This is a genomic window from Mesorhizobium sp. LNHC232B00 (assembly GCF_000502435.1).
Lineage (GTDB): Bacteria > Pseudomonadota > Alphaproteobacteria > Rhizobiales > Rhizobiaceae > Mesorhizobium > Mesorhizobium opportunistum.
Window position 1 is genome coordinate 244,731 of sequence record NZ_AYWP01000007.1, and the last position, 22,733, is coordinate 267,463.

Here is a 22,733-nt window from a genome sequence, read left to right on the forward strand (position 1 = left end):
ACGACCGGCATTTTGAACGGCATGCATGAAGACGCGTCGCGGAACTTCGCTTCGAAGCGATGCACCTTGCCAGTCAGCAGGCTATTTCGGCCAGCAGCCAGTCGCGGAAGGCGCGGATCTTCGGCACGTTGCGCCGTGCCTCCGGATAGACCAGCCAGTAGGCGTGGCCATCGTCGCCGACGAGATCGAAGGGCTGGATCAGGCGGCCGTCGGCGAGTTCCGCCTTGAACAGCGCCCTGGTCAGGATCGCCACGCCATGGCCGGCGATCGCCGCATTGGCCTCATAGGCCTGTGCGCCCATGCTGCTGCCGGGCCGCTTGGCCAGATCGTGCGAATGCACGCCGGCGGCCTCGAACCATTGCGTCCACCAGACGTCGCCGGGATCGAGGATCGGCAGCCGCAACAGATCCGCCGGTTCCCTGACGCCGCCGATGCTTGCCGCGAGCTTCGGGCTCAGCATCGGCGTGAAATCGGCATCGAGAAGCTTGTAGGCTTCCAGCCCCGGCCATTTGCCGCCGCCGGACCGGATGGCGAGGTCGACATCCTCGCGGGCGAAATCCGTCAGCCGGCTCGACGTTTCGAGCCGCACGGCGAGCGAAGGATGAGCGATCTGGAACGAGCCCAGATGGTGCGCCAGCCAGTTCGAGGCGAAGGTCAGCACGGTGGTGACGCACAGCACGCCATCCGCGCCGCCGCGCGCCGCGGCATAGGCCTGGCCAAGAATGGCGAAGGCCTCGCTGACCGCCGGCGCGAGGCGCTGTCCGGCCTCGGTGAGTGCGATCTGGCGCGGCCGCCGCAGGAACAGCGGCGCGCCGACCCGTTCCTCCAGCACCTTGATCTGATAGCTGACCGCCGCTTGCGTCATGGCGAGCTCCTCGGCCGCCTTGGTGAAGGAAAGGTGCCGCGCCACCGCTTCGAACACCCGGATCGCCTGCAGAGGCGGGAGCTGCGAAACCTGCCGCGAGCTGAGGTCCGGCATAAAGCCTCCTTATGGGTCCTTATCGACGTTCGATTGGCCAAGGCGGCCGGCAAGACCGACATTCAGCGTCAACCCGTCATTCGGGTCCAGGATAGCGAAGGTTGACGATCATGACCATGGCACAGCAAAAATGCACTCCCGCACCCGATCATCGCTGGATTTCGTGGCTCGCGGACGGATTCGGCTGGTTTTCAGTGAGAAAAAAGGCACATCTCGACATCAGGGACCTGTCGCCGCATCTGCAGCGCGACCTCGGGTTCCTCGATGGCAACGACCCTTTCGGACGGCACGGATAGCATTGCTCTCTTTATCGCAAATCGATCGCAGCGGGTTCCAGTCAGATGCTGGCCAAGAGCGCGGCTGCCGTCCGCTCGTCGGTGATGAGCCCATTGACCAGCCGGCGGTTCACGGCCGCCAGGATGCCCGGCAGCTTGCGCTCGCCCATGGCCAGCGCAATGACCAGCGATTTCTCGCGCGACGGCAGCGATGCCGACGACACCCGGTCATTGGTGATGCCCTCGATCATGCGGCCTTCGCGATCGAACACCCAGCCGACGATCTCGGCGATGCCTCCCGCCTTCTGCAGGGCTTTCAGCTCGCTTTCAGAAATGAAGCCGTCCTCGTAGAGCGGCGCCTTCGGGCCGAGGTCGCCGATGCCGATGAAAGTGACGTCGGCCTCGGCTGCCAGCGCCAGCGTCGGCTGGATCATCGGCTGGTTGAGCAGCATCTCGCGCTCCTGCGGCGAGGAGGCGATGACCGGCAGCGGCATCGGAAAGGAGCGCGCCTTGACCCTGTCGGCCATGGTGAAGATGACGTTGTAGAAGGCGGCCGAGCCGTCCGGCGAGATGTTGCCGGTCAACGATACCACCTTGTGTTGCGGGCATTCCATCGGCGGCAGCTGTTCGATTGCCGCCTTCAGCGTGCGCCCGGTGCCGATCCCCATGACGATCGGCGTCGGTGACCGCAGCCGGCGCTCGATCTCGGCGGCGGCCGCCTCGGCGATACCGATGGTGGTGGAGGATGAATTCGGGTCGCTCGGCACCACCTCGACCAGGTCGAGCGCGAAACGCGACTTGAGCCGGGCCGCGAGGTCCAGGCAGTTGGCGATCGGATGGTCGACGCGCACCTTGATCAGCCCTTCCGACACCGCCAGCGACACCAGCCGCTGCGCGGTCTGCCGCGATATGCCGAGCGTCGCGGCGATCTGGTCCTGTGTGTTGCCGGCAACATAGTAAAGCCACCCGGCGCGCGCCGCGTCGTCCAGCCTGTTGTTGCCGCCATCCTGCCGCGTATTCACGTCCTGCCTCCCCGAGGCCGCCGGCCATCGAGGCGGTCCATGCCTAGTTTCGCAGGGAACTGCCTGCTGTGCAATTGTCAATCGAAAGAGCAAATGCCTGCGTCTGTCCAACCCGGATTTTGCATCCACCAATGTCTGGTCGGAGAAGCAACGCGGCGTCGGTTGCCGGCCGGCGCCGCGTTCTGCCGCCTCGAAGGTTTATCTCCCGGCGCAAACCCTTTAAGGGATCGAAAAAAGGAGCGCTGCATGACACCGAAGGCGGTTTTCTGGGACATGGACGGCACGCTGGTCGACAGCGAACCACTGCATGAGGCAGCCCTCGTGGCGGCGATGCGCAATGCCGGTCTGATACCGCCTGATAATTTGCATGAGCGGGTGCTCGGCGTTGCCGCCTGGCCGGTCTACGAGATGATGCGCGACGAGTTCGGCCTGGACGTGCCCTTCGACGAATGGATCGTCCACAAATACGAGCACTATCTGCCGCTTGTCGAAAGCTTGCAGCCGCGCCCCGGCGCGATCGAGGTTTTCAACGAGTTGCGGGCAAAGGGCGTGGCGCAAGCCGTGGTGTCGAATTCGGACCGGATGATCGTCGATGCCAATCTGCGCATGGTCGGGCTGACCTATCCGGGCATGAAGACGATCAGCCGCAACGACGTGCGCGAAGGCAAGCCGCACGCCGAACCCTTCCTGCGCGCCGCCTATCTCGCCGATGTCGACCCCACGCACGCCGTGGCGATCGACGACAGCTGGCCGGGCGCCCTGGCAGGACTGGCGGCGGGCATGAAGACGATCTTCTGGCCGGAAAAGCCGATGGAAGGACCGCCCGGCGCCGTCGTCATCAACAGCGCCGAGGAGTTGCGCGGAGAGCTTGGGCTCTGAGTTCTCAGAAGCTCAGTTCCGGTAGACCGGTTCCTGCTCGTCGAGGATCGCCTTCAGTTCGCTGAGATGGCGCTCGGCCTGGCCGGGATAGTCGTCCATTTCGCTGGCCGTCTTCTCGGCGATCGCGTCGGACAGCGTGCGCAGCGGCCGGCCGGTCCAAAGTGCCTTGATGTAGGTTTCGGCGGCGCGCTCGAAATAGAACATGCGGTTGAAGGCGTCCGCGACGGTATCGCCGATGACCAGCACACCGTGATTGCCCATCACCATCACCTTGACCTTGGGGTCGGTCAGAAGCTGCGAGCAACGTTCGCCCTCTTCCTCGAAGGCCAGCCCGCCATAATGGGCGTCGACGACATGGCGGTTGAAGAACATCGCCGAATTCTGGTCGATCGCCGGCAGGCGGGAATCGGCGAGCGAGGCCAGCACCGTGGCGTGGATCGAATGGACATGCATGACACAGCGCGCATGGCGGACATTGCGATGGATGGCGCCGTGCAGTCCCCAGGCGGTCGGGTCGGGCGCGTTCGGCCCCGTAAGCGTGTCGGGATCGTTGGCGTCGATCATCAACAGGTCGCTCGCCTTGATGCGCGAGAAATGCACCTGGTTGGGGTTCATCAGGAATTGCGTGCCGTCCTCGTTGACCGCTAGCGAGAAATGGTTGGCCACCGCCTCATGCATGTTGAGCCGTGCCGTCCAGCGGAAGGCGCAGGCGAGATCGACGCGCTCCTCGTAGAAGGGCAGGTTGGTCAGCGTTTCCTTCTGCAGGCGGGCGATGCTCATCGAAAATCCTCCGGTTTTGCAAAGAATGCCGCGACCCACGTCCGCCCGCAACGGGTTTCGGTTGGTGCAGAAGAGGCGGCTGCTGGTCAGGCCGCCGTGCTGGCGGCAATGCCGGCCCGCAAGCCGCCATGCTCGACGATGAAGTCGATAACCTCCTGCAGCCCTTTGCCGCGCGACAGGTCGGTGAAGCCGAACGGGCGCTTGCCACGCATGCGGCCGGCGTCGCTCTCCATCACGTCGAGGTTGACGTTCACATAGGGCGCCAGGTCGCTCTTGTTGATGATCAGGAAGTCCGAGCGGGTGATCGCCGGTCCGCCTTTCCGTGGGATTTCTTCGCCCTGGCAGACCGAGATGACGTAGAGCGTCAGGTCGGCAAGGTCAGGCGAGAAGGTGGCGGCAAGGTTGTCGCCGCCGGATTCGATGAAGATGATATCGAGATCGGGGAACTTCCGGTTGAGCTCGGCGATCGCCTGCAGATTGATCGAGGCATCCTCGCGGATGGCGGTGTGCGGGCAGCCGCCAGTTTCCACACCGACGATGCGGTCCTCCGGCAGCGCCTGCAGCCGCGCCAGCATCATGGCGTCTTCCCTGGTGTAGATGTCGTTGGTGACGACGGCGATGGAGAATTCATCGCGCAGCGCCTTGCAGAGTTTTTCGGTGAGCGTCGTCTTGCCCGAGCCGACGGGGCCGCCGATACCGATGCGAAGGGGACCGTTGGCTTGGGTCATGTCGGGAACTCCGTTATGGCAAGGACTGCGAAGCCGAGCCCGATCAACAGGCACAGCGGCGAATAATAGCTGGTATCGAGCCGCGCGAAGGGCTGCTCTGGGGTCAGCCGGCGCCACCAGGGTGTGAAGCCGGCAATGCCGCGCCCGAGAAACACCAGTCCGATGAGCAGCGCGGTGGCGGCGAGGCCTTCCCTCGGGAAGGGCGATGCGAAAAAGCCGATCAGCGCCAGTGGCCACAACGTTGCCAGGGCGAGACAGGCGGCAACCGCGAAGCTGGCAAACGGCGTCGGCATTTCATCGACGCCGCGAAAACCGACGACGGCATGGGCGCATGACCTGGCATCCCTGCCCGGCCAGATGCCGCCAATGCCCCAATAGACATGCAGCGTCGTGATCAGCAGCAGCACGAATGAAAGGACGAAGGCGAGAACGATCATGAGCGGAACAGCCGCGAATATTGGGTTTCGTGCTTCATCGCCATGACATCGGAGACGAAGGCACAGCCGCCGAGATCGTCGAGCGAGGAACTGGCGGCGCGGGCAGAGGTTGCCAAGGCTAGCGGCTCGAAGCCGGCAAGCAGCACTGTTGCTTCCGTCTGGCCGACGACACCCAACCTGATCGCCGCCTGGACAAGGTTGGAGAAGAAGGCTTGCAGGAAGGCGGACAGCGCGTCCCGCAGCGCAATGCCATTGCCGCCGGCGATGGTCCCGACAGCGATGCAATAGGCGCATTCGGCCGGCAAGCGCTCCAGCACGGGATTTCGCCAGGCCGATGCGGCCTTGATGAAGGTGGTACCCTGCAGCATGGTCTCGGTGTGGCGTTCGCGCGAACCGGCGAGCGCCTCGGCGAGCGCGGCCACTTCGACGAGATCGCCGGCGTTGCGGGCGCGGCGCCAGGCCTCGGCGAACAGTACGGCATCGTTCCAGCCCGAACCCATCTCGACCAGCGTTTCCAGCCATCCGGCAAGGCTTGCGGCATCGGCCACCAGCCCGTCATGCACCGCGCGCTCCAGACCGTGGCTGTAGGCAAAGCCACCGACCGGAAACGCCGGCGACAGCCACGCCATCAGCCGCAGCAGGGCGATGTTGGAGGGCTGGTCAGTCATGGTCGTGGTGGTGATGGTCGTGGGAATGGCTGTGCGAATGGGAATGCTGTTCGCCGTGTGCGTGCGAATGCGCTTCCGAGTGGCTGTGAGCATGTGCCTCCGTGTGATGATGGCCTTGATCATGACCATGGGCACCACCATGGGCTGAATAGGCGCCGCGCACCGGCTTGAACGGCTCGGAGACCTCGCGGACCGTGGCGCCGAGCCCCTCCAGCATCACCTTGATGACGTGATCGCGAAGGATGACGATGCGGTCCGCCTCGATGCCCGCCGCGAGGTGACGGTTGCCGATATGCCAGGCAAGTTCGGTCAGATGCACGGCGTCACGGGCGCGGACGTCATAGACGTCCTCCGGCGCCGCGATGATCTCGATATGGCCGCCACCCTCCAGCACCAGCCGGTCGCCATCGTTGAGAGCGACAGGCTCGGGCAGGTCGACCAGCACCTTGCTGCCGTCGGCAAGTTCGATGGCGCGGCGGCGCAGATGCCGTTCGTCATGGGCCAGAACCGCACGGCCCGATGGCGCGCCGGTTCCGGCATTGCCGGCGGTCAGCACCGAGACGGCGCGCGGGAATTTCGTGAAGTCGGTGTTGAGATTGAGCTTCATTTCATGGAGCCTCCATTAGCCTGTGCCCGGACGAGCGCAGGGCGCGCCAGAACACGGTCGAAATACGCGTTGACGCGCCCGGACTCGATCGGAAATTTTCCGGCGCGGGCCCAGCCTCGCGATCCGACGGCCTTGTACATGGTTGGACCTTGCCTTTCCCCTGGACTCTAGACCATTCGCCTTGGTCATACGATCGTGTCGAAGAGCCGCAGGATGAACGATATCTGATAGACCAGCGCTGCCGTGACAAAGGCGATGTGAAAGCGGCGGTCGCGCACAAGGATCGCGGCGATGCAAAGCGCGACGAAGACCGGCGTGCGGAACAGATACTCGTTGCCGAAGCGGGCGAAATGCTCCGGTCCTTTCAGCAGCGTATCGATCACATCGAGCAGATATGTCGCCGCCAGCAGGCCGAAGAACCAGGCGCGGCGCGAATAGAAGAAATCCTCGTAGCTGGTGTAGTCCAGCATCGAATCCGGAAACAGCAGCGCGCATAGCAGGAACAGCGTGATCGCGTAGAAGATGATGAACAGGTATTTGCCGAACGTCCACGTTTCGATGGCGTAGAGGCCGAATTCCCACCACCAGAAATGCACCAGCATCAACAGCACCGAAGCGACCCAGGCCAGATGCACGGGATAAAGCCGGTATTGGCTCGGATGCTGGACGATGCGCGCCACGCCCGACAGCAGGCGGGCGACGCCAAGCCCGATTACCATGCCCATGACGATGCGGATATGCGGGAAGATGTCGTGGGGAGAGGCTATTTCGGTGGCCATCGGCGGATAATAACAATGCTCACGACGGGATGAAATATTTGCGACGGGCCACTTCGCGGCTACTCGCGAATAAGTTTATCCGAAGACCACGGCGTGCCTGGAAAATAGCCATGGTCCAGAATTTCCCTGATTGTAAATGGGCAATCAACAGGAAAATCGCGATCGCTCAAGCCGGTTTCGTCCAGCGCCTTTAACCTTGCTATCTTGAACTCTCGTCCGAGCATCTGCGCCGGATACGCTTTCAGGCTCGGACTTTCATCGAGCAGATTTTCAATCCGATATCGCTGTTCACGGATTGTGAGCAGCCATCCGGTTTTGCGCTGCTCGGGCTGAAACTCCCATTTGAGCAAATGCAGGATCAAGGTGCCAAGCCTGCTCGCAATTTCCCTTTTGTCGCTCCGCCCCAAGCTCTCGATCTCCTCGGCAAGATTCTCGCGATCAAGATCGGACAGACGACCTTCGCGCAACAGCGCGCCTTGCTCTGTGCACCACTGAGCATAGTCCGCCTCGTAGGGCGTCAATTGCTGTTTGCGAAAAATCTTGTTCATGCAGCCTATATTGCTCCAATGGCCCCGAATTTCCAAGTTGGAAGCAGGGGGCACGGATGCGATTGGCAATCTGACGAAACATTTTGGCTTCGCACTGGACATAGCGCGTGCGCTTTTGTGCATCACGCTACGCGCTGTGGATTCAGACGAAATTCACCAAGTTCATGACTTTCAACCAAAACCGCTGACATCAAAACAGAAAATACCGCTGCGCCATCGGCAGCACCGTTGCCGGCTCGCAGGTGAGCAATTCACCGTCGGCGCGGACCTCATAGGTTTCTGGGTCGACCTCGACATGCGGCGTGGCGTCGTTGAGCACCATCGAATGCTTGCCGATGCCGCCACGGGTGTTTTCGACTGCGACCATCTGCTTGTCGACGCCAAGCCGGCCATGCAGGCCCGACTCGAGTGCCGCCTTGGAAACGAAGGTCACCGACGAGTTGGTCCTGGCCTTGCCATAGGCGCCGAACATCGGCCGGTAATGCATCGGCTGCGGCGTCGGGATCGAGGCATTGGGGTCGCCCATCGGGGCGGCGGCAATCATCCCGCCGATCAGCACCATATCCGGCTTCACTCCGAAGAATGCCGGGTTCCACAGCACCAGGTCGGCGCGTTTGCCGACCGTGATCGAGCCGATCTCTTTCGACAGCCCATGCGCGATGGCCGGGTTGATCGTGTATTTGGCGATGTAGCGGCGGACGCGGAAATTGTCGTTGTTGCCGGTCTCCTGCGGCAGCGAACCGCGCTGGCGCTTCATCTTGTCGGCGGTCTGCCAGGTGCGGATCGCCACCTCGCCGACGCGGCCCATGGCCTGGCTGTCGGACGAGATGATCGAGAAGGCGCCGATGTCGTGCAGGATGTCCTCGGCGGCGATCGTCTCCTTGCGGATGCGGCTTTCGGCAAAGGCGATGTCCTCGGGGATCGACGGCGACAGATGATGGCAGACCATCAGCATGTCGAGATGCTCAGCCAGCGTGTTGACCGTGTAGGGCCGCGTCGGATTGGTCGAGGACGGGATGACGTTGGGCAGGCCGCAGACCTTGATGATATCGGGTGCGTGGCCGCCGCCCGCACCTTCGGTGTGGAAGGCGTGGATGGTGCGGCCCTTGATCGCCGCGACGGTGTTTTCGACAAAGCCGGATTCGTTGAGCGTGTCGGTGTGGATCATCACCTGTACGTCATGATCATCGGCCACCGACAGGCAGCAGTCGATGGCCGCCGGCGTCGTGCCCCAGTCCTCGTGCAGTTTCAGCGAGCAGGCCCCGCCCAGCACCATTTCTTCCAATGCCGCCGGCAGCGAGGCGTTGCCCTTGCCCGACAGGCCGATATTCATCGGAAAGGCGTCGAAGGACTGGATCATGCGGGCCATGTGCCATGGTCCCGGCGTGCAGGTGGTGGCCAGCGTGCCGTGCGCCGGACCGGTGCCGCCGCCCAGCATCGTGGTGATGCCCGACATCAGCGCTTCCTCGATCTGCTGCGGGCAGATGAAATGGATATGCGCGTCGAAGCCGCCGGCGGTCAGGATCTTGCCCTCGCCGGCGATGATTTCGGTGCCGGGGCCGATGATGATGGTGACCCCATCTTGCGTGTCCGGATTGCCGGCCTTGCCGATCGCGGCGATGCGGCCATCCCGGAGGCCGATATCGGCCTTGAAGATGCCGGCGCTGGCGTCGATCACCAGCGCGTTGGTGACGACCGTGTCGACCGCGCCCTGGGCGCGGGAAACCTGGCTCTGGCCCATGCCGTCGCGGATGACTTTGCCGCCGCCGAATTTCACCTCCTCGCCATGGATGGTGAAATCCTTCTCGACCTCGATGAAGAGCTCGGTGTCGGCGAGCCGCACCCGGTCGCCGACCGTCGGTCCGTACATCTGGGCGTAGGCGGCACGGGTTACTCTGGCCATCAGCGATTGCTCCCGAATTGCGGTGCGGTTGAAGCCGGCTTGCACATTGTCGCCATCCAATGGTCATGCAATGACCCGCTGGGCGACACCTTCTGATCCCATTTGGCGGTTGAGGTTGGGGGGTCACCCCAAAACGACCGTTTGCCAAATCGATGGAAGGAAGATCCATGCGCAAAGCGATAGTTCTTGCAGCCGCCGCCACCCTCATGCTGGCTGGCGCCGCCAGTGCCCAGCAGCAACCCGCGCAACAGCCCGCCCAGGCGCCGGCCGCGCCCGCTCCTGGCGGTCAGCAGGCCGCGCCGGCGATCCAGAGCGTCAACATCGTCGACATCACCGAGCTGCCGAAGGACACCCAGACGCAGGTCAACCAGGTGATCGCCCAGCGCGGCGATGACGGCCTGAAGAAACTGCGCAGCTCGATCGATGCCACGCCCAAGGTCAAATCCGCGCTGGAGGCCAAGGGAATGACCTCCGCGCAAGTGGTCGCGGCCAGCATGGAGCCCAATGGCGCGCTGACCCTGATCACCAAGAAAGCCAGCTGACGATCCGGCCTGGCGGGCCGGCATCCGGTCCGCCGGGCGCATCGTGAAGGGAACCGTGGCAAGGCTGGAAGCGTTTCGTTTCCCAGAGGTTGGAACGAACCACGAAAGCGAGCGATGACCGTCACGATACTGCCCGATGCCAGATGGCCGCATGCCTTTGCGGCGGCGGCCTTTCTCGCGGCAAGCATCCCGCAGGCCGTGCTCAACGCGCAGAGCCTCGAAAGCCCGGAGACCGTCGACAGGATCGTCGGGTCGCAGGTCAATCAGGAAGAGGCCAAGGCCACAGCGGAAATTGGAAAAGTCAGTTCGGCGATCGACCGCACGCGTGAAAACATCAGCACCGTGCGCAAAACGTCCAAGCTCGACAAGGTCGACATCGTCTTCCTCACCGATGCGGCGCGCAGCGAAGGCGGCCCGCCGCCGGTCATCGAGAACAAGGTTCGGCAGCATCAGGACGATGTGGCGGAGCTGCGCAAGGAGATCGAGGCCAACGCCCTGCTCTTCAATGCCATCGATTCGCGGCGCGTGCTGGCCGAGGACGTCCTTGCCGTCGAGTTCGACGATCCCGGAAAGATCGTCATCTACGCGGCCGCCAAACCGCCTGGCTGAAAACCGCCCGGCTGGGCCGAAAGCACCGTGTGCTAGGGCGCTTGCCCCAAAGCCCGTCGCCGTCTTGGCGTGCCACGCATGAGACCCCACCGATCTCACAGCTTGCCCATCACCTTCTGCTGGAAGCCATAGACCTCGCGCTTGCCGCCGAGCGGCACCAGCGTGACGTCGCGTTCCTGGCCCGGTTCGAAGCGCATGGCGGTGCCGGCGGCGATGTCGAGGCGCATGCCGCGTGCCCGTTCGCGGTCGAACTTCAGCCCTTCATTGGTTTCGAAGAAATGATAGTGGCTGCCGACCTGGACTGGCCGGTCGCCGCTGTTGGCGACTTTCAGGGTGATGGTCGCCAAACCCTTATTGAGTTCGATGTCGCCTTGTGCGGGGATGATTTCGCCGGGGATCATTGGATGTCACACCACACCGAAGGCAAGGCCGACGCCGATCGCCGCGCAGGCCGCGCCCGCGATGCGGGCCAGGCCGCGGAATCTCCGGCCGAGGCTGAGGCCGGCGGCAATGCCGGCGGCATGGAGCAGCACGGTGGCGACGGCGAATCCGGCCATGTATTCAAGCCCGCCGGCATTCTCCGGCACTTCGGTGCCATGGGCATCGCCGTGAAACAGCGCGAACAGGGCGATGATGGCGGCGCCCGTGGACACCGGGAGATCGGTCGCCAGCGCCACCAGCAGCCCAAGCGCCACGACCGACGCCAATATGCCCGGCTCGACGAAAGGCAGCGGCATGTGCAGCATGCCGAGTGCGCCGCCCACCAGCATGACGCCGGCAAAAGCCGCCGGCCAGGCCCAGATCGCCTTGCCACCCTTGAGTGCCGCCCATAGTCCGACCGCGATCATAACCGTCATGTGGTCAAGGCCGGAGAGCGGGTGCATGAAGCCGGCCGTGAAGGAGGATGTCGTGCCGATGCCGACATGGGCATAGGCCGGCATGGCGGCGGCCATCAACAGGATCGCCGAGAGGCACAGGCGTTTGGCGGGGATCATTCACTTGCCTTTCGTTTGCGGTGTCGCAGGGGGGTCACGCGGCCTTGCGCGGGCCGCAGCCCTCGGCCTTGAGGATGCGCTTGGTCGAAGCCGGATATTTCTTCAGCATCGCGGCGGGACGGATCGGCCGGGCCGAAAAATTGCCGCCGCAGTTCGGGCAGACGCCACCCAGCACGCCTTCCGCGCAGTCGGCGCAGAAGGTGCACTCGAAGGTGCAGATCAACGCGTCCGTTGCCTCCGGCGGCAGGTCCTTGTCGCAGCATTCGCAGTTTGGACGCAGATCCAGCATTCCGGTCTCCTCACCTGATGGGTTCGTGCACGGTCACCAGTTTCGTGCCGTCGGGGAAGGTCGCCTCCACCTGCACGTCATGGATCATCTCGGCGATGCCTTCCATGACCTGGGCGCGGCTGACGACATGGGCGCCCGCCTCCATCAGCTCGGCGACCGGGCGGCCGTCACGCGCGCCTTCGACGACGAAGTCGGTGATCAGCGCGATCGCTTCCGGATGGTTGAGCCTGACACCGCGCTCCAGCCGCTTGCGGGCCACGATTGCCGCCATGGCGATCAGCAGCTTGTCCTTTTCCCTTGGCGTCAGGTTCATGCGTTTGCCTGAAATGATGCGAACAGAATCACAGTGACCATAATTTGGGCAGTCCCGCCTCTCCATTGAGCAATCCGACAAGCGGAACCAGCCGCTGGCGCAACTGGTAGCCGTCCTCGGCGTAAAGCCTCGCAAGAAGCTTGCCAGATGTCCCTACGCTCCAGACGCTGGCGCCACCCTGGTCGCCGATGATCTCCCGGACCGGATCGAGCAGCGCCTCTGCCCGTGGCGACACCAGCAGCAGCGTCGCCACCGCGATCGCGCCGCCGGCGACAGCCGGACGGCCAAGGATCGCGGCGATGTCGGGTCCGATGCGGAAATCCTCGGCATGGATGAGGGACCCATTGCCACGGACACGCCAGCGGTCATGGAAATTGCCCTGCGCGGCACGTTCGCCCATTGCCAGGCGGCCAAAGACGGTCGCCTCCACCAGCAGCGCCTCGGCGCCGGCGGCAAGTTCGACATCCAATGTCCTGGCAAAGGCCGCCCGGTCGAAGACGATGGTTTCCTGGGGCAGCCACGCAATACGGCCGTTTTCGCCGACGGTCAGCTTGATCGACACCTCGGCGCGGTCGGACGCGGCGCGATAGACCTTCTCGCAGGCCTGGGTGGTTATCGCAGCGCTGGCATTTGCGCCGACATCCACGTCCCATCCGAGGCGGTCGCCGCCGGTCAGCCCCCCAGCGGTATTGATCAGCACCGCTTCCAGCGGTCCGGCCGAAACGGCCGGCAGCCTTATCTTGGCGGAGCCGTCCTGATAGAGGCGGCGCAGCCGCGTGCGGCCATCGATGCTGGCGCAGCCAAGCTGGGCCAGGCCAGCGGCGCGCTGGGCCGGTTGGCCTGAAAACTTCGTATATTCGATCGTGTCCACGCCGCCAGGTTAAGCACTGCGGCGGTTTTGTCGATATATAGCTTGTTGCTTGATGGCGTTTCCGTTTCTATAGAGGGAGCCACCTTGGTGCGGTCATGCGATGCCTGGCGGGGGTAGAAGGCGACAATCGCGGCCTGATATCGAGGACAAAAAGGCGCTGTTCAGTTGGCGTCGGGAAACGAAAAAGTGGGGAAGAAACCGAATGGCCGACCAACTGGCAACGGAAATCATCGAAAAGATCAAGGCCCATGCCGAGCCGGGCGGTGAGGAAATCACCACCGCCACCGAATTGACAGCGCTCGGCATCCATTCGCTGGAGCTGACAGAGATCATCTTCGATCTCGAGGAGCAATATGGCATCGAGATCGAGATGAACACGGTCGACGCCTGGAGCAATCTGAAGAACGTTGGCGACATGGTCGAGGCCGTTCGCGCGCTGATCGCGAAAAAAGCCTGACCGAATGCTGAAACGCGTCGTCATCACCGGCCTTGGCGGCATATGCGGGCTCGGCACCAATGCGCCGGCAATCTGGGGCGAGATGCGCGCCGGCCGCTCGGCGATAGGCCCGATCGAAAATCATTCCCTGCACGACCTGAAGGTCAGGACAGGCTGCGAGGTCAAGGCGCTGCCCGATCACGGCATCGAGCGCAAGCAACTGGTGTCGATGGACCGTTTCAGCCTGCTGGCGGTGATCGCGGCGCGCGAAGCCCTGCAACAATCCGGATTGGCCCCCCACGCCGACAACACCTATCGCATGGGGACCATTGTCGGCGTCGGCGTCTGCGGGTTCGAGACGGTCGAGGAGAACTATCGCGCCATCCTGGTCGAGGGCAAGAATCGCGCCGGCATCTTCACCGTGCCCCGGGTCATGCCGGGTGCCGCCGCCGGCCAGGTCAGCATGCACCTTGGCCTGCGTGGGCCTGTGTTCGGCGTCACTTCGGCCTGCTCGTCGGCCAACCACGCCATCGCCTCGGCGGTCGACCAGATCAGGCTCGGCCGCGCGGATGTCATGGTGGCCGGCGGCACCGATGCGCCGCTGGTCTGGGGCGTGCTGAAGGGCTGGGAGGCATTGCGCGTGCTGTCGCCCGACACGTGCCGGCCATTCTCGGCCGATCGCCAGGGGCTGGTGCTGGGCGAAGGCGCCGGCATGGCTGTCCTGGAAAGCTATGACCATGCGACGGCGCGCGGCGCCACCGTCCTCGCCGAAATCGCCGGCACCGGCCTGTCGGCCGACGCGTCCGACATCGTCGCGCCGACCATCGAGGGCCCGGAAGCGGCGATGCGCTTCTGCCTTGCCGATGCCGGGCTCAATCCCGAGGACATCGACTATCTCAACGCCCATGGCACCGGCACCAAGGCCAACGACCAGATCGAGACCACCGCCATCAAGCGCGTCTTCGGCCAGCACGCCTACAGGCTGTCGGTCTCCTCGACCAAGTCGATGCACGCCCATTGCCTGGGCGCTTCGGGCGGACTGGAGATGATCGCCTGCGTCATGGCGATCCGCGAAGGCGTCGTGCCGCCGACGGCGAATTTCCGCGAGGCCGACCCTGATTGCGACCTCGACGTGACGCCGAATGTGGCCCGCGAACGCAAGGTGCGCGTCGCGATCAGCAACGGCTTTGCCTTCGGCGGCACCAACGCGGTGCTGGCCTTCAAAGCTGTTTGATCCCTGCGGTTACCACCGCACCCCTGCGGTTACCACCGCCCCGGCAGTTACAACTGCCGGGCGATCCCGCGTGCCATCGGCGGTTGCGCCCGTCTGATTGGTTGACGGTCGCTCATGGCGAAACCGTCGCCGCCATATTGATCGCACCCGGCCACGCGCCTAATTCTTTGCGGACCCGCCAGCACCGCAATTTTGCGCATCCCCATTCAGGAGTTCACCATGGCCGACCTGTCCGCCTTTCCAATCACCGCGCGCTGGCCGGCCAAGCACCCGGACCAGATCCAGCTCTACTCGGCAACGACGCCGAACGGGGTGAAGATATCGATCGCCCTGGAAGAGATCGGCCTGCCTTACGAGCCGCATTGGATCAATATCGGCCAGAACGAAAGCTGGACGCCGGAATTCCTGGCGCTCAATCCCAACGGCAAGATACCGGCGATCATCGATCCCAACGGCCCGGACGGCAAGCCGATCGGCCTGTTCGAATCCGGCGCCATCCTGCTCTATCTCGCCGACAAGACCGGCCTGCTCATGCCCGTGGACGCCGCGCGCCGCTATGAGACGATCCAGTGGGTGTTCTTCCAGATGGCTTCGGTCGGTCCGATGTTCGGCCAGGTCGGTTTCTTCCACAAATTCGCCGGCCGCGAGATCGCCGACAAGCGCCCGCTGGAGCGCTATCGCGACGAATCGCGGCGGCTGCTCGGTGTGCTCGACGCCAGGCTGAAGGGCCGCAAATGGATCATGGCCAACGACTACACCATCGCCGACATCTCGCTGCTCGGCTGGGTGCGCAACCTGATCGGCTTCTATGAAGCCCGCGACCTCGTCGGTTTCGATGATTTTGGCAATGTAGCGGCATGGCTGGAGCGCGGCCTGGCACGGCCGGCGGTTCAAAAGGGCCTGACCATTCCGGCAAAGGCCTGAGGCGGACTGCCGCCCTGCTGCCTGCTACTTCGCTTTGGCCTTCGAACTGCCCTTGCCGATCACGGAGGCGGCAAGCGAAGCGGCGCCCCGGGCGGTTGCAACCACCGCACCTGCGGCGACGTTCGCTGCGGTTCGAACGGCACCGGCTTTGTTCTGCGCCGCTTTGCGCGGGCTGGCCGTCTTGGCGGCCGGGACCACTTTTCTAGGTGCCGCCTTGCCGAAAGCGCCTTTGGCGTCTTTTGAGCGTTCGGCTACCGCGGGGCCAGCACCGGCTTTCGCTTGCGTTGCCTTCGCGGGTTTCGTCTTTGCGGGTTTTCTAGCCTTGGTTGCCATGCAAAATCCCTCACGCCACACAAACTGGTTCTGAGCCATAACGGCGCGAAACTCTTAAGGTTCCCGTCCAAGAATACCGAAAATTAAGCAGGTTAACCAATGACCAGGTCGGCCGCCCGGCGCCGTGCCAGCACGCGTTCGATGTTCGGCATGTCGTTGGAGGCGATCCAGGCGCGCGCATCGGCATCGGAACGGCCATGCTCGTGCCAGCGCTCCATCAGGCGGCGCTCGAGCTCGTTGCGCGGCACGTCGACGAAAATCGAATAATCGAACAGCGGCGCCAGCCGCGACCACGGCTCCTCGTCGAGCAGCAGGTAATTGCCTTCGACCAGGATGAACTTGGTCTCGGTGCCGACGATCGCCGCGGCGGCGCGCGACAGCTCCAAGCCGCGGTCGAAGACGGGAATCGCGATCTCGGCCTCGCCGGCCCGGATGCGCTTCAGCAGGGTTTCGAAACCGGCGAAGTCGAAGGTTTCCGGCGCGCCCTTGCGCGCGCGCAGGCCGCGCGCGTTGAGCACGATGTCGTCATAGTGGAAGCCGTCCATCGGCACGACTTCCACGGCTCCTTCGGGCAAAAGGTCATGCAGGCTCGCCGACAATGTCGACTTGCCTGCTCCCGGCGGTCCCGCAATGGCGACGATGAAGCGCTTTGCCTTGCCGGCGCGCTTGAAGATGGTGGCGGCGAGGTGCGCGATTTCGGACATGGGAGCCTCACTTGCCCAGATGGTCGGCCCAGATGGTCGGCCCTGATGGTCGGCCCTGATGATGCACGACAATTTCGCCTCCATCTTGGCGGCAGTCGGCGGAAATTTCAAATCCGCCATTGCGCAATCTCGTGCCTATGCCGCGGCAGGCTGGCCGATGCGCAGGAAATCGCTGTCGAACGGCACGTCCCATGTCGAGCCGCCGGCCGACAGCCGCATGCGGCCATCCGTCGTGACAACCTCCTGCGGCGGTTCGCCACCCGGCAGCGGCATGGCGCCGATGACATGGCGAAACGAGAAGCTGTCGCCGAGCGCAAAGGCGGTCGCCACGCCCTCGCGCTTCAGCCAGTTGTCGCCTATCGAGGCGGCGTGGCCGACGGCGGCGCGCCCATCCTCGATGCCGAGCACGCCCAGATGGCGGCCGCTCCACGGCGCGTAGTCGCGGCCGCCATTGCTGAGCCACAGCATGGTAACAGGCAGTTCGGCCGGGTTCTTCAACACCAGCACCAGGTCGCCCTCGGCCTTGCGGGCCAGCGCCGTCCAGCCCGGTCCGCCATGGTCGGCCTCGACCAGGGTGACGAAATCCTCGCGCCGATCGTCCATGCGGTAGTCCGCCAGGTCGCGTGTGCCTCCGGCGGCGGCAGGAAAATGGCCGAGGTCGGCCGACCGCGCCGGATAGGCCAGCATGAAGCGGCCGCGTGCGGGATCGGGCTCCAGCGGGTCGGCTGGCGTCGCGGCAAAGCGCTTCGGCGAAAAGGACAGCCGGCCGCCGCCCTTCATCGCCGTCATCGGGTGATGGGCGACGGAAATCGCGCCTTGGCCGCCGGAAAACACGTGCTCCTGGTAGAGGAAAGGATGGCCGTCGATGAGGGTGAAGATCTTGTCGACGCTGGCGCCCATGACCTTGTGCCGCAGCCGGAAAACGGCGCGCCAGCCACCGTCCGTGGCGCTGCTTTCGGTGATGTCCCAGGCGCTGTTGGCCGGCCAGCCATGCAGCGGCGCGTCCTCGACATCGCTGCGCGAAAACGGCGCGCACAGGAAATCGCCGGAGAGCCTAACGGTGCCTTGCGGCAGATCTTTCGGCAAGGTCTCGCCCGCGTCGACCCAGGGCGCGCGATGCAGCGGCTTCAACTGGCGTCCGTCGCCGTCGACGGTCATGTCGGCGATGTGGCCGACGGTGAGATCGAGCGAAACCGAAATGCCCCTGGCCTTGATCGTGCTGATGTCCATTGCGCTCTCACCCGATTCTGAAGCCGCAACCAGAACCCGTTCGGCGCGGCTTGCGCAAGCGTGATGTGGGGCATTTCGCATCACGCTGCCTCACCCTTCCCACAGGGAACACAAGCGGAGGGTAAGCAGACCTACTGCCGCTTGTATTCCCGCACCGGTGATTTTGTGCTGTCGGTGTAGGTGACCTGCACCGACATCGATTTCACGCTGTCCGCGACCTTGAAATAGGGCTGGTAGTCGTAGGGGATGGCATAAGGATCTTTCTTGTCGCAGGGCGGCATCTTGATCTGCTTGTCGAGTGCCGCGCCGTTCAGGCTGTAGCGGACTTCCTTGATGGCGCAGCGGTAGGACAGCATCTGCGTGAAATAGACCAGCCCATGATTGCCGCCGGCATCGAAGGCGATCCATGATGTCCAGAATTGGTCGAGGATCTGCTTGTCGCCTTGCTGAAGCGCCGCATCCGGATCGAAGCGGATGTCGAACGGACCGGTCTCGCGGCCCCGGATGTCGAGATATTTTATCGCGATGGTGGTCGCGGCCGTGCTGTCCGGCAACTCGAAGCTCGGATTGGGCATCGGCTTGCCGGTGCGCTGGTCGTTGAGTGCCAGCACGCCAGTATCGGTAAAGGCGCCGCTGTCGCCGAGACGCCAGGAAATCGCGGTCGCCGGCTCCGGCAGCGAGATGGTCATCGACCAGCCCTGGTTGGAGCGCATCGGCGTCAGCGACGGCGCGAAGCGGGCGGGGTCGAGCACGTCGCCAAGCGCTGTCAGCCGGCTGCGGCTGCGGTCCAGCCAGTCGGCTAGCTGGGTCTGGTCGACGAAATATTTGAGCAGCCCGCCATCCTTCTCGTAAGCGACGAATTTCGTCAGCGCCTGAGCTTCGCCGCGCTTGTCGGCCAGCGTCTGGCTACCGAGGCGGTCTTCCGAAAACTCCTGCGCCAGGAGGTAATAGGCGGGCGCGTAGCCGGGGTTCGCGGCGATGAAGGCATTGAGCTTGTCGACACGCTGAGCGTCGTCGAACTGCAGCAGGTGGACGAGCTTGATCGACGGTGCCTTGGCCTTCTCCGCAAGCTGGCCGAACACTTCGCGCGCACCGGCCTTGCCGTCCTGGACCCGAAGCAGCGTGGCGAAGCGCGTATAGGGGTCGATGGCGTCGACATCGAAGCCGGCAAAGGCAAGGTAGGCGCGCCGCGCGTTGAGCATGTCGCCCGACAGTTCGTAGACTCGGGCATTGTGGTAGAACTCGTCCGGCCGTTTTGGCTCGGCGATCGCCCCGCCCTGGGCTGCCAATAGGGCAAAGCCCTTGGCGATGGTGTCGATCGAGACGGCGATCTGCTCGGCCGTCACCTGCAGTTTCTCCGCCTGGGCCTGCTGCTGTTGCTGGCCGGCGGCAAGCGTGTCGGTGGTTTGCTTGACCGCCTCGACGGTCTTTTGCGTCTCGGCGCCCTGCTGCGTCTGCTGCTGCTGGGCGGACGCGATCTGATCGGCCTTCTGCGCCACCGTGTCGGTCGATTTCTTGACCTCTTCGACGGTCTTCTGCGTTTGCGTGACCGTCTGCTCGATCTTCGCCACCTTTTCGGAGACGATGCCGATCGACTGCTGCAGCTTCGCGACCGCCGGCACAAGGCTGGCGATGATGCCGTTCTGCGAACTGGTCTCCTTCTGCACGGCATAGACGCCGCCCGCGACCGCCGCCGCACTGGTGGCGAACACCAGCGCCGGCAGCGCCTTGGCCGCCAGCACGAGCCGCAGGACGATGGCAATGGCGATGATGACCGCCGCGATCGATGCGACCAGCGCGATATAGGCGGCGAACGGCGCCAGCGGATTGAGGATGTCGGAAACCGCGCCGCCGATAAAGGCGATGCTGCCGGCCCATTTGCCGGTGCGGCTGAGAGATGCCCTGATAAGCGAGGGCGCTGCGCCCCCGGCCCCGATATTCGTCATGCCACCCCCCAAGCCGCCAGATGCCGCGCCCCTTCCCACAGGAAACGCGATTCTGGCACAGAAAGATAGGAACGGGGCTATTTCGGGGCGGCCTTCGCAACCTCTTCCTCTCCCCACACCGCAGGGCGATCGCATATCACTGACCCCTCGGTTAGGGAGAGGAACCCAGGTCTCCGATGGCCACCATATTCTTGGGGCTAACCATCATTAACCAAATGGACGCACCAATCGCGTTACGTTAGCTTCGCCGCATCTCGAGCAACGGCCTACCAAGAACAGACCTGCCCCTTGTCCCACCTGCATCCCCTTTCGTTCGTCCACAAAGTTCTCGCGGCATTTGCCTTGCTGGTGCTGCTGGCCGGCTGCTCGACCACGACGCCGCCGGATTCGGTTCTGGCCGTGCCCGCGCCGCCGCAGAAATATGCCGCCATCGTCGTCGACGCACAGACCGGAAAGCAGCTGTTCGAGGTCAACTCGACCGCGCAGCGCTACCCGGCCTCGCTGACCAAGATGATGACGCTCTATCTGCTGTTCGAGGCGATGGACTCCGGCCGCGTCACCAAGGAAACGCAGATCCCGGTCTCCGACCACGCCGCCTCGCAACCGCCGACCAAGATGCGCTTCCGGCGTGGCGAAACGATCGACGTCGATTCCGCCATCCGCGCTATCGTCGTCAAGTCGGCCAATGACGTGGCGGTGGCGGTCGGCGAATATCTCGGCGGCTCGGAGGATCAGTTCGCCGCCATGATGACCTCCAAGGCGCGCCAGCTCGGCATGACCAGCACCACCTTCCGCAACGCATCCGGCCTGCCCGACGACAGCCAGATGACGACGGCGCGCGACATGGCGGTGCTCGGCATGGCGCTGCATTCCCGCTTTCCCCAGCATTTCCACTATTTCTCCGAAAGTGATTTCATGTTCCGCGGCCGGCTGGTGCGCGGTCACAACGACATGCTCGGCCGCGTGCGCGGCGTCGACGGCATCAAGACCGGCTACATAAGAGCCTCCGGCTTCAACATCGTCACCTCCTACAATGCCGACGGCCGCCGCCTGATCGTAGTGGTGATGGGCGCCGACTCGGCCCGCCAGCGCAACGACCATGTCGAGGCGCTGATCCAGCGCAGCCTCTCGCCCATGGTGGCCGACACCAAGACCCGGCTGATGTTCGCCGAACAGCAGTAGTCCTGCGGCCTGAGCCAACAAAGGTGGGCAGCCGGCTATTGTTTCACGACTGTCACGCAATTGTCCGGAAGCCATGGCATAGGCTGCGAAGACCGACGGTGGCTATGCGCCGCCCCGTTGGCGTATCGTCTGCCTGCGACAGGCAGAAGGCCCAAGGTGTGTTGAGATTCAGGTCAGGCCGAGCTGAAAACGATGGCTTTCGAGAACCGGAGCGGAGCGTACTTTTCGTACGTGAGCACCGGAAGCGCAGAAGGCCGTCGTTTGCAGGCCGGCCTCACCTGGATATCATCACACCTTAGCGCCACAGCAGGAGCCAGCACCATGAGCACCGTTCCCAAGGCATCCGAGCAGAAGGCGGCGGACAATGAGAACGACAGCGGCGGCGAATATTTCGAGGCGTCGACCACGCAGGAAGACCTGCACGGGGTTTCCGACGAGCATTTCGACACGCCCGAGGTTCCGGACTCCGAACCTTCAGGCCCTGGCGCGTCGCGGTTCAAGCCGAAGAAAAAACCGTCGGCGATCTCGGGCCGCAAATTCCGCAAGCGCGACCTCGTGCGCATCGACACGCTGCGCCCGAGCCTCGCCGACCGCATCCACGCGGATCATCCGGACCTGCCTAAGGGCGCCCGCATCAGCCGCGAGGAGCTCGGCCGCTACCGCATGCGCTACATGGAGGAGCTGCTGCAGCAGGAGCACGGCGAATTCTCCGAGCTCGACCGCCAGGTGGTGGAATCGATCGCCCGGCAGGACACGATTTCCGAAAACTCGGAAGAAGAATTCGAGGAGCACCGCTCCTTCGCCGACCGCGTCTCCGACAACATGGCGGCCTTCGGCGGCAGCTGGTGGTTCCTGATCTCGTTTGGCAGCGTGCTTCTGATCTGGATCGGCATCAACCTGATCGCGGGCATGAGCAGCGCCTTCGACCCCTATCCCTTCATCCTGCTCAACCTCCTGCTCTCCTGCATCGCCGCTATCCAGGCGCCGATCATCATGATGAGCCAGAAGCGCCAGGAGACCAAGGACCGCCTGCGCTCCTTCAACGACTACCGCGTCAACCTCAAAGCCGAGCTCGAAGTGCGCCACCTGCACGAAAAGCTGGACTACCTCATCTCCCGCCAATGGACGCGGCTCGCCGAAATGCAGCAGATGCAGCTGGATGCCATGCATGAGCTGACCGGTGCCAAGAAGGCGAAGCGAGCGGTGCGCGGGGTGCGGCGGCGGACGGTGAAGAGTGAGGCTGGGCAGTAGGGGGCCGCACAGCCAATCGCCGATTGCCCGTTGAAGCCCGCCCCGGCTTCCGCTAAGAAGCCGTGACTTGCCGGTTCACCGGCTGGTTCGTTTTCCGGTTCCCGGGAAGCACCCGTAGCTCAGCTGGATAGAGCGCTGCCCTCCGAAGGCAGAGGTCACAGGTTCGAATCCTGTCGGGTGCGCCACTTAAAGCAGGTCCGTTCCGGACACATAGGTTACGGTTTATACCGGAGACATGGGTAACACTTTTGGCCCGAAAGGGTTTTGGA

28 protein-coding genes and 1 tRNA gene are annotated in these 22,733 nt (G+C 64.0%); 10 read left to right on the forward strand and 19 right to left on the reverse strand.

All coding sequences use genetic code 11. From position 1 onward, the window contains the following. Positions 1 to 73 precede the first annotated feature (73 nt). On the reverse strand, positions 74 to 979 hold the full coding sequence (gene gcvA / locus X743_RS156795; protein ID WP_023765517.1) for a transcriptional regulator GcvA: 906 nt from the start codon (positions 977 to 979) through the stop codon (positions 74 to 76). Between the two features lie 110 nt (positions 980 to 1,089). On the opposite strand from gcvA, the gene X743_RS156790 reads away from it, so the two are divergent. Beyond that, complete coding sequence (locus X743_RS156790; RefSeq protein ID WP_023765518.1) at positions 1,090 to 1,275, forward strand: hypothetical protein; 186 nt, start codon at positions 1,090 to 1,092, stop codon at positions 1,273 to 1,275. A 41-nt stretch (positions 1,276 to 1,316) separates the two neighbouring features. Here X743_RS156790 and X743_RS156785 read toward each other — a convergent pair whose 3' ends face one another. After that, the gene (locus X743_RS156785) at positions 1,317 to 2,276 is read right to left on the reverse strand and encodes a sugar-binding transcriptional regulator (RefSeq protein WP_013891797.1); all 960 of its coding nucleotides are present in this window, start codon (positions 2,274 to 2,276) and stop codon (positions 1,317 to 1,319) included. A 246-nt stretch (positions 2,277 to 2,522) separates the two neighbouring features. On the opposite strand from X743_RS156785, the gene X743_RS156780 reads away from it, so the two are divergent. After that, positions 2,523 to 3,155 (forward strand): HAD family phosphatase, encoded by a 633-nt coding sequence (locus X743_RS156780; RefSeq protein WP_023765519.1) that lies wholly within the window; start codon positions 2,523 to 2,525, stop codon positions 3,153 to 3,155. Between the two features lie 12 nt (positions 3,156 to 3,167). On the opposite strand, the gene X743_RS156775 is transcribed toward X743_RS156780, so the two are convergent. From X743_RS156775 to ureC, 8 genes are all read right to left on the reverse strand, one after another. Then, positions 3,168 to 3,935 carry a class II aldolase and adducin N-terminal domain-containing protein gene (locus X743_RS156775; RefSeq protein WP_023765520.1) on the reverse strand — a complete coding sequence of 256 codons (768 nt, stop codon included), beginning with the start codon at positions 3,933 to 3,935 and terminating at the stop codon, positions 3,168 to 3,170. A gap of 86 nt (positions 3,936 to 4,021) precedes the next feature. After that, complete coding sequence (gene ureG / locus X743_RS156770) at positions 4,022 to 4,663, reverse strand: urease accessory protein UreG (protein WP_013891794.1); 642 nt, start codon at positions 4,661 to 4,663, stop codon at positions 4,022 to 4,024. Beyond that, on the reverse strand, positions 4,660 to 5,100 hold the full coding sequence (locus tag X743_RS156765) for a DUF3995 domain-containing protein (RefSeq protein ID WP_023765521.1): 441 nt from the start codon (positions 5,098 to 5,100) through the stop codon (positions 4,660 to 4,662). Before X743_RS156765 ends, ureG begins: the two co-directional genes overlap by 4 nt. Next, on the reverse strand, positions 5,097 to 5,768 hold the full coding sequence (locus X743_RS156760; protein WP_023765522.1) for an urease accessory protein UreF: 672 nt from the start codon (positions 5,766 to 5,768) through the stop codon (positions 5,097 to 5,099). Before X743_RS156760 ends, X743_RS156765 begins: the two co-directional genes overlap by 4 nt. Continuing rightward, complete coding sequence (ureE, locus tag X743_RS156755; RefSeq protein ID WP_023765523.1) at positions 5,761 to 6,375, reverse strand: urease accessory protein UreE; 615 nt, start codon at positions 6,373 to 6,375, stop codon at positions 5,761 to 5,763. The genes X743_RS156760 and ureE overlap by 8 nt, the downstream gene beginning before the upstream one ends. A 185-nt stretch (positions 6,376 to 6,560) precedes the next feature. Then, a complete protein-coding gene (locus tag X743_RS156750; protein WP_023765524.1) occupies positions 6,561 to 7,154 on the reverse strand; it encodes a hypothetical protein in 594 nt (197 codons plus the stop codon). Positions 7,155 to 7,213: 59 nt separating this feature from the next. Next, a complete protein-coding gene (locus tag X743_RS156745) occupies positions 7,214 to 7,702 on the reverse strand; it encodes a DUF29 domain-containing protein (protein ID WP_023765525.1) in 489 nt (162 codons plus the stop codon). A gap of 190 nt (positions 7,703 to 7,892) precedes the next feature. Then, the gene (gene ureC, locus X743_RS156740; protein WP_023765526.1) at positions 7,893 to 9,608 is read right to left on the reverse strand and encodes an urease subunit alpha; all 1,716 of its coding nucleotides are present in this window, start codon (positions 9,606 to 9,608) and stop codon (positions 7,893 to 7,895) included. Positions 9,609 to 9,772: 164 nt separating this feature from the next. Between ureC and X743_RS156735 the strand changes: the two genes are divergently transcribed. Continuing rightward, complete coding sequence (locus tag X743_RS156735; protein ID WP_023765527.1) at positions 9,773 to 10,147, forward strand: hypothetical protein; 375 nt, start codon at positions 9,773 to 9,775, stop codon at positions 10,145 to 10,147. A 114-nt stretch (positions 10,148 to 10,261) separates the two neighbouring features. Next, positions 10,262 to 10,756: a hypothetical protein gene (locus X743_RS156730; RefSeq protein ID WP_023765528.1), complete on the forward strand. Its 495-nt coding sequence runs from the start codon at positions 10,262 to 10,264 to the stop codon at positions 10,754 to 10,756. A gap of 95 nt (positions 10,757 to 10,851) precedes the next feature. On the opposite strand, the gene X743_RS156725 is transcribed toward X743_RS156730, so the two are convergent. The 5 genes from X743_RS156725 to X743_RS156705 are packed head-to-tail and all read right to left on the reverse strand — an operon-like array spanning position 10,852 to position 13,167. Continuing rightward, the gene (locus X743_RS156725; protein ID WP_023765529.1) at positions 10,852 to 11,157 is read right to left on the reverse strand and encodes an urease subunit beta; all 306 of its coding nucleotides are present in this window, start codon (positions 11,155 to 11,157) and stop codon (positions 10,852 to 10,854) included. Positions 11,158 to 11,163: 6 nt separating this feature from the next. Further along, positions 11,164 to 11,751, reverse strand: coding sequence for a HupE/UreJ family protein (locus X743_RS156720; RefSeq protein ID WP_023765530.1), 588 nt, complete (start codon positions 11,749 to 11,751; stop codon positions 11,164 to 11,166). A gap of 34 nt (positions 11,752 to 11,785) precedes the next feature. Further along, the gene (locus X743_RS156715; protein WP_023765531.1) at positions 11,786 to 12,040 is read right to left on the reverse strand and encodes a DUF1272 domain-containing protein; all 255 of its coding nucleotides are present in this window, start codon (positions 12,038 to 12,040) and stop codon (positions 11,786 to 11,788) included. Positions 12,041 to 12,050: 10 nt separating this feature from the next. Then, a complete protein-coding gene (locus tag X743_RS156710) occupies positions 12,051 to 12,353 on the reverse strand; it encodes an urease subunit gamma (protein WP_013891781.1) in 303 nt (100 codons plus the stop codon). A 28-nt stretch (positions 12,354 to 12,381) separates the two neighbouring features. After that, entirely contained in the window at positions 12,382 to 13,167 is a 786-nt protein-coding gene (locus tag X743_RS156705; RefSeq protein ID WP_224689673.1) for an urease accessory protein UreD, read from the reverse strand. 259 nt (positions 13,168 to 13,426) lie between these two features. On the opposite strand from X743_RS156705, the gene X743_RS156700 reads away from it, so the two are divergent. The 3 genes from X743_RS156700 (at position 13,427) to X743_RS156690 (ending at position 15,818) form a co-directional block, all read left to right on the forward strand. Beyond that, entirely contained in the window at positions 13,427 to 13,681 is a 255-nt protein-coding gene (locus X743_RS156700) for an acyl carrier protein (RefSeq protein WP_013891779.1), read from the forward strand. A 4-nt stretch (positions 13,682 to 13,685) separates the two neighbouring features. Continuing rightward, positions 13,686 to 14,894 carry a beta-ketoacyl-[acyl-carrier-protein] synthase family protein gene (locus X743_RS156695; RefSeq protein ID WP_023765533.1) on the forward strand — a complete coding sequence of 403 codons (1,209 nt, stop codon included), beginning with the start codon at positions 13,686 to 13,688 and terminating at the stop codon, positions 14,892 to 14,894. Between the two features lie 219 nt (positions 14,895 to 15,113). After that, positions 15,114 to 15,818 (forward strand): glutathione S-transferase N-terminal domain-containing protein, encoded by a 705-nt coding sequence (locus X743_RS156690; RefSeq protein ID WP_023765534.1) that lies wholly within the window; start codon positions 15,114 to 15,116, stop codon positions 15,816 to 15,818. A 24-nt stretch (positions 15,819 to 15,842) separates the two neighbouring features. Here X743_RS156690 and X743_RS156685 read toward each other — a convergent pair whose 3' ends face one another. The 4 genes from X743_RS156685 to X743_RS156670 all read right to left on the reverse strand — a co-directional run bounded on the left by X743_RS156685 (position 15,843) and on the right by X743_RS156670 (position 20,031). Beyond that, the gene (locus X743_RS156685) at positions 15,843 to 16,151 is read right to left on the reverse strand and encodes a hypothetical protein (RefSeq protein ID WP_023765535.1); all 309 of its coding nucleotides are present in this window, start codon (positions 16,149 to 16,151) and stop codon (positions 15,843 to 15,845) included. A gap of 92 nt (positions 16,152 to 16,243) precedes the next feature. Continuing rightward, positions 16,244 to 16,855, reverse strand: a complete 612-nt coding sequence (locus X743_RS156680) for a nucleoside triphosphate hydrolase (RefSeq protein ID WP_023765536.1) — start codon at positions 16,853 to 16,855, stop codon at positions 16,244 to 16,246. Positions 16,856 to 16,990: 135 nt separating this feature from the next. After that, positions 16,991 to 18,085, reverse strand: a complete 1,095-nt coding sequence (locus tag X743_RS156675) for a hypothetical protein (protein ID WP_023765537.1) — start codon at positions 18,083 to 18,085, stop codon at positions 16,991 to 16,993. 131 nt (positions 18,086 to 18,216) lie between these two features. Then, the gene (locus tag X743_RS156670) at positions 18,217 to 20,031 is read right to left on the reverse strand and encodes a hypothetical protein (protein ID WP_023765538.1); all 1,815 of its coding nucleotides are present in this window, start codon (positions 20,029 to 20,031) and stop codon (positions 18,217 to 18,219) included. A gap of 288 nt (positions 20,032 to 20,319) precedes the next feature. On the opposite strand from X743_RS156670, the gene X743_RS156665 reads away from it, so the two are divergent. The 3 genes from X743_RS156665 to X743_RS156655 all read left to right on the forward strand — a co-directional run bounded on the left by X743_RS156665 (position 20,320) and on the right by X743_RS156655 (position 22,649). Further along, positions 20,320 to 21,213, forward strand: a complete 894-nt coding sequence (locus tag X743_RS156665; protein WP_023765539.1) for a D-alanyl-D-alanine carboxypeptidase family protein — start codon at positions 20,320 to 20,322, stop codon at positions 21,211 to 21,213. Positions 21,214 to 21,534: 321 nt separating this feature from the next. After that, positions 21,535 to 22,464, forward strand: a complete 930-nt coding sequence (locus X743_RS156660) for a DUF1003 domain-containing protein (protein ID WP_023765540.1) — start codon at positions 21,535 to 21,537, stop codon at positions 22,462 to 22,464. A 108-nt stretch (positions 22,465 to 22,572) separates the two neighbouring features. Beyond that, a tRNA-Arg gene (locus tag X743_RS156655) sits at positions 22,573 to 22,649 on the forward strand. Positions 22,650 to 22,733 lie beyond the last annotated feature (84 nt).

Excerpts from the sequence above, each read along its gene's own strand:
- gcvA (WP_023765517.1), bottom strand. The coding sequence starts at position 979 with ATGCCGGACCTCAGCTCGCGGCAGGTTTCGCAGCTCCCGCCTCTGCAG.
- X743_RS156790 (WP_023765518.1), top strand. The coding sequence starts at position 1,090 with ATGACCATGGCACAGCAAAAATGCACTCCCGCACCCGATCATCGCTGG.
- X743_RS156780 (WP_023765519.1), top strand. The coding sequence starts at position 2,523 with ATGACACCGAAGGCGGTTTTCTGGGACATGGACGGCACGCTGGTCGAC.
- X743_RS156775 (WP_023765520.1), bottom strand. The coding sequence starts at position 3,935 with ATGAGCATCGCCCGCCTGCAGAAGGAAACGCTGACCAACCTGCCCTTC.
- ureG (WP_013891794.1), bottom strand. The coding sequence starts at position 4,663 with ATGACCCAAGCCAACGGTCCCCTTCGCATCGGTATCGGCGGCCCCGTC.
- X743_RS156765 (WP_023765521.1), bottom strand. The coding sequence starts at position 5,100 with ATGATCGTTCTCGCCTTCGTCCTTTCATTCGTGCTGCTGCTGATCACG.
- X743_RS156760 (WP_023765522.1), bottom strand. The coding sequence starts at position 5,768 with ATGACTGACCAGCCCTCCAACATCGCCCTGCTGCGGCTGATGGCGTGG.
- ureE (WP_023765523.1), bottom strand. The coding sequence starts at position 6,375 with ATGAAGCTCAATCTCAACACCGACTTCACGAAATTCCCGCGCGCCGTC.
- X743_RS156750 (WP_023765524.1), bottom strand. The coding sequence starts at position 7,154 with ATGGCCACCGAAATAGCCTCTCCCCACGACATCTTCCCGCATATCCGC.
- X743_RS156745 (WP_023765525.1), bottom strand. The coding sequence starts at position 7,702 with ATGAACAAGATTTTTCGCAAACAGCAATTGACGCCCTACGAGGCGGAC.
- X743_RS156735 (WP_023765527.1), top strand. The coding sequence starts at position 9,773 with ATGCGCAAAGCGATAGTTCTTGCAGCCGCCGCCACCCTCATGCTGGCT.
- X743_RS156730 (WP_023765528.1), top strand. The coding sequence starts at position 10,262 with ATGACCGTCACGATACTGCCCGATGCCAGATGGCCGCATGCCTTTGCG.
- X743_RS156725 (WP_023765529.1), bottom strand. The coding sequence starts at position 11,157 with ATGATCCCCGGCGAAATCATCCCCGCACAAGGCGACATCGAACTCAAT.
- X743_RS156720 (WP_023765530.1), bottom strand. The coding sequence starts at position 11,751 with ATGATCCCCGCCAAACGCCTGTGCCTCTCGGCGATCCTGTTGATGGCC.
- X743_RS156715 (WP_023765531.1), bottom strand. The coding sequence starts at position 12,040 with ATGCTGGATCTGCGTCCAAACTGCGAATGCTGCGACAAGGACCTGCCG.
- X743_RS156710 (WP_013891781.1), bottom strand. The coding sequence starts at position 12,353 with ATGAACCTGACGCCAAGGGAAAAGGACAAGCTGCTGATCGCCATGGCG.
- X743_RS156700 (WP_013891779.1), top strand. The coding sequence starts at position 13,427 with ATGGCCGACCAACTGGCAACGGAAATCATCGAAAAGATCAAGGCCCAT.
- X743_RS156695 (WP_023765533.1), top strand. The coding sequence starts at position 13,686 with ATGCTGAAACGCGTCGTCATCACCGGCCTTGGCGGCATATGCGGGCTC.
- X743_RS156690 (WP_023765534.1), top strand. The coding sequence starts at position 15,114 with ATGGCCGACCTGTCCGCCTTTCCAATCACCGCGCGCTGGCCGGCCAAG.
- X743_RS156685 (WP_023765535.1), bottom strand. The coding sequence starts at position 16,151 with ATGGCAACCAAGGCTAGAAAACCCGCAAAGACGAAACCCGCGAAGGCA.
- X743_RS156680 (WP_023765536.1), bottom strand. The coding sequence starts at position 16,855 with ATGTCCGAAATCGCGCACCTCGCCGCCACCATCTTCAAGCGCGCCGGC.
- X743_RS156675 (WP_023765537.1), bottom strand. The coding sequence starts at position 18,085 with ATGGACATCAGCACGATCAAGGCCAGGGGCATTTCGGTTTCGCTCGAT.
- X743_RS156670 (WP_023765538.1), bottom strand. The coding sequence starts at position 20,031 with ATGACGAATATCGGGGCCGGGGGCGCAGCGCCCTCGCTTATCAGGGCA.
- X743_RS156660 (WP_023765540.1), top strand. The coding sequence starts at position 21,535 with ATGAGCACCGTTCCCAAGGCATCCGAGCAGAAGGCGGCGGACAATGAG.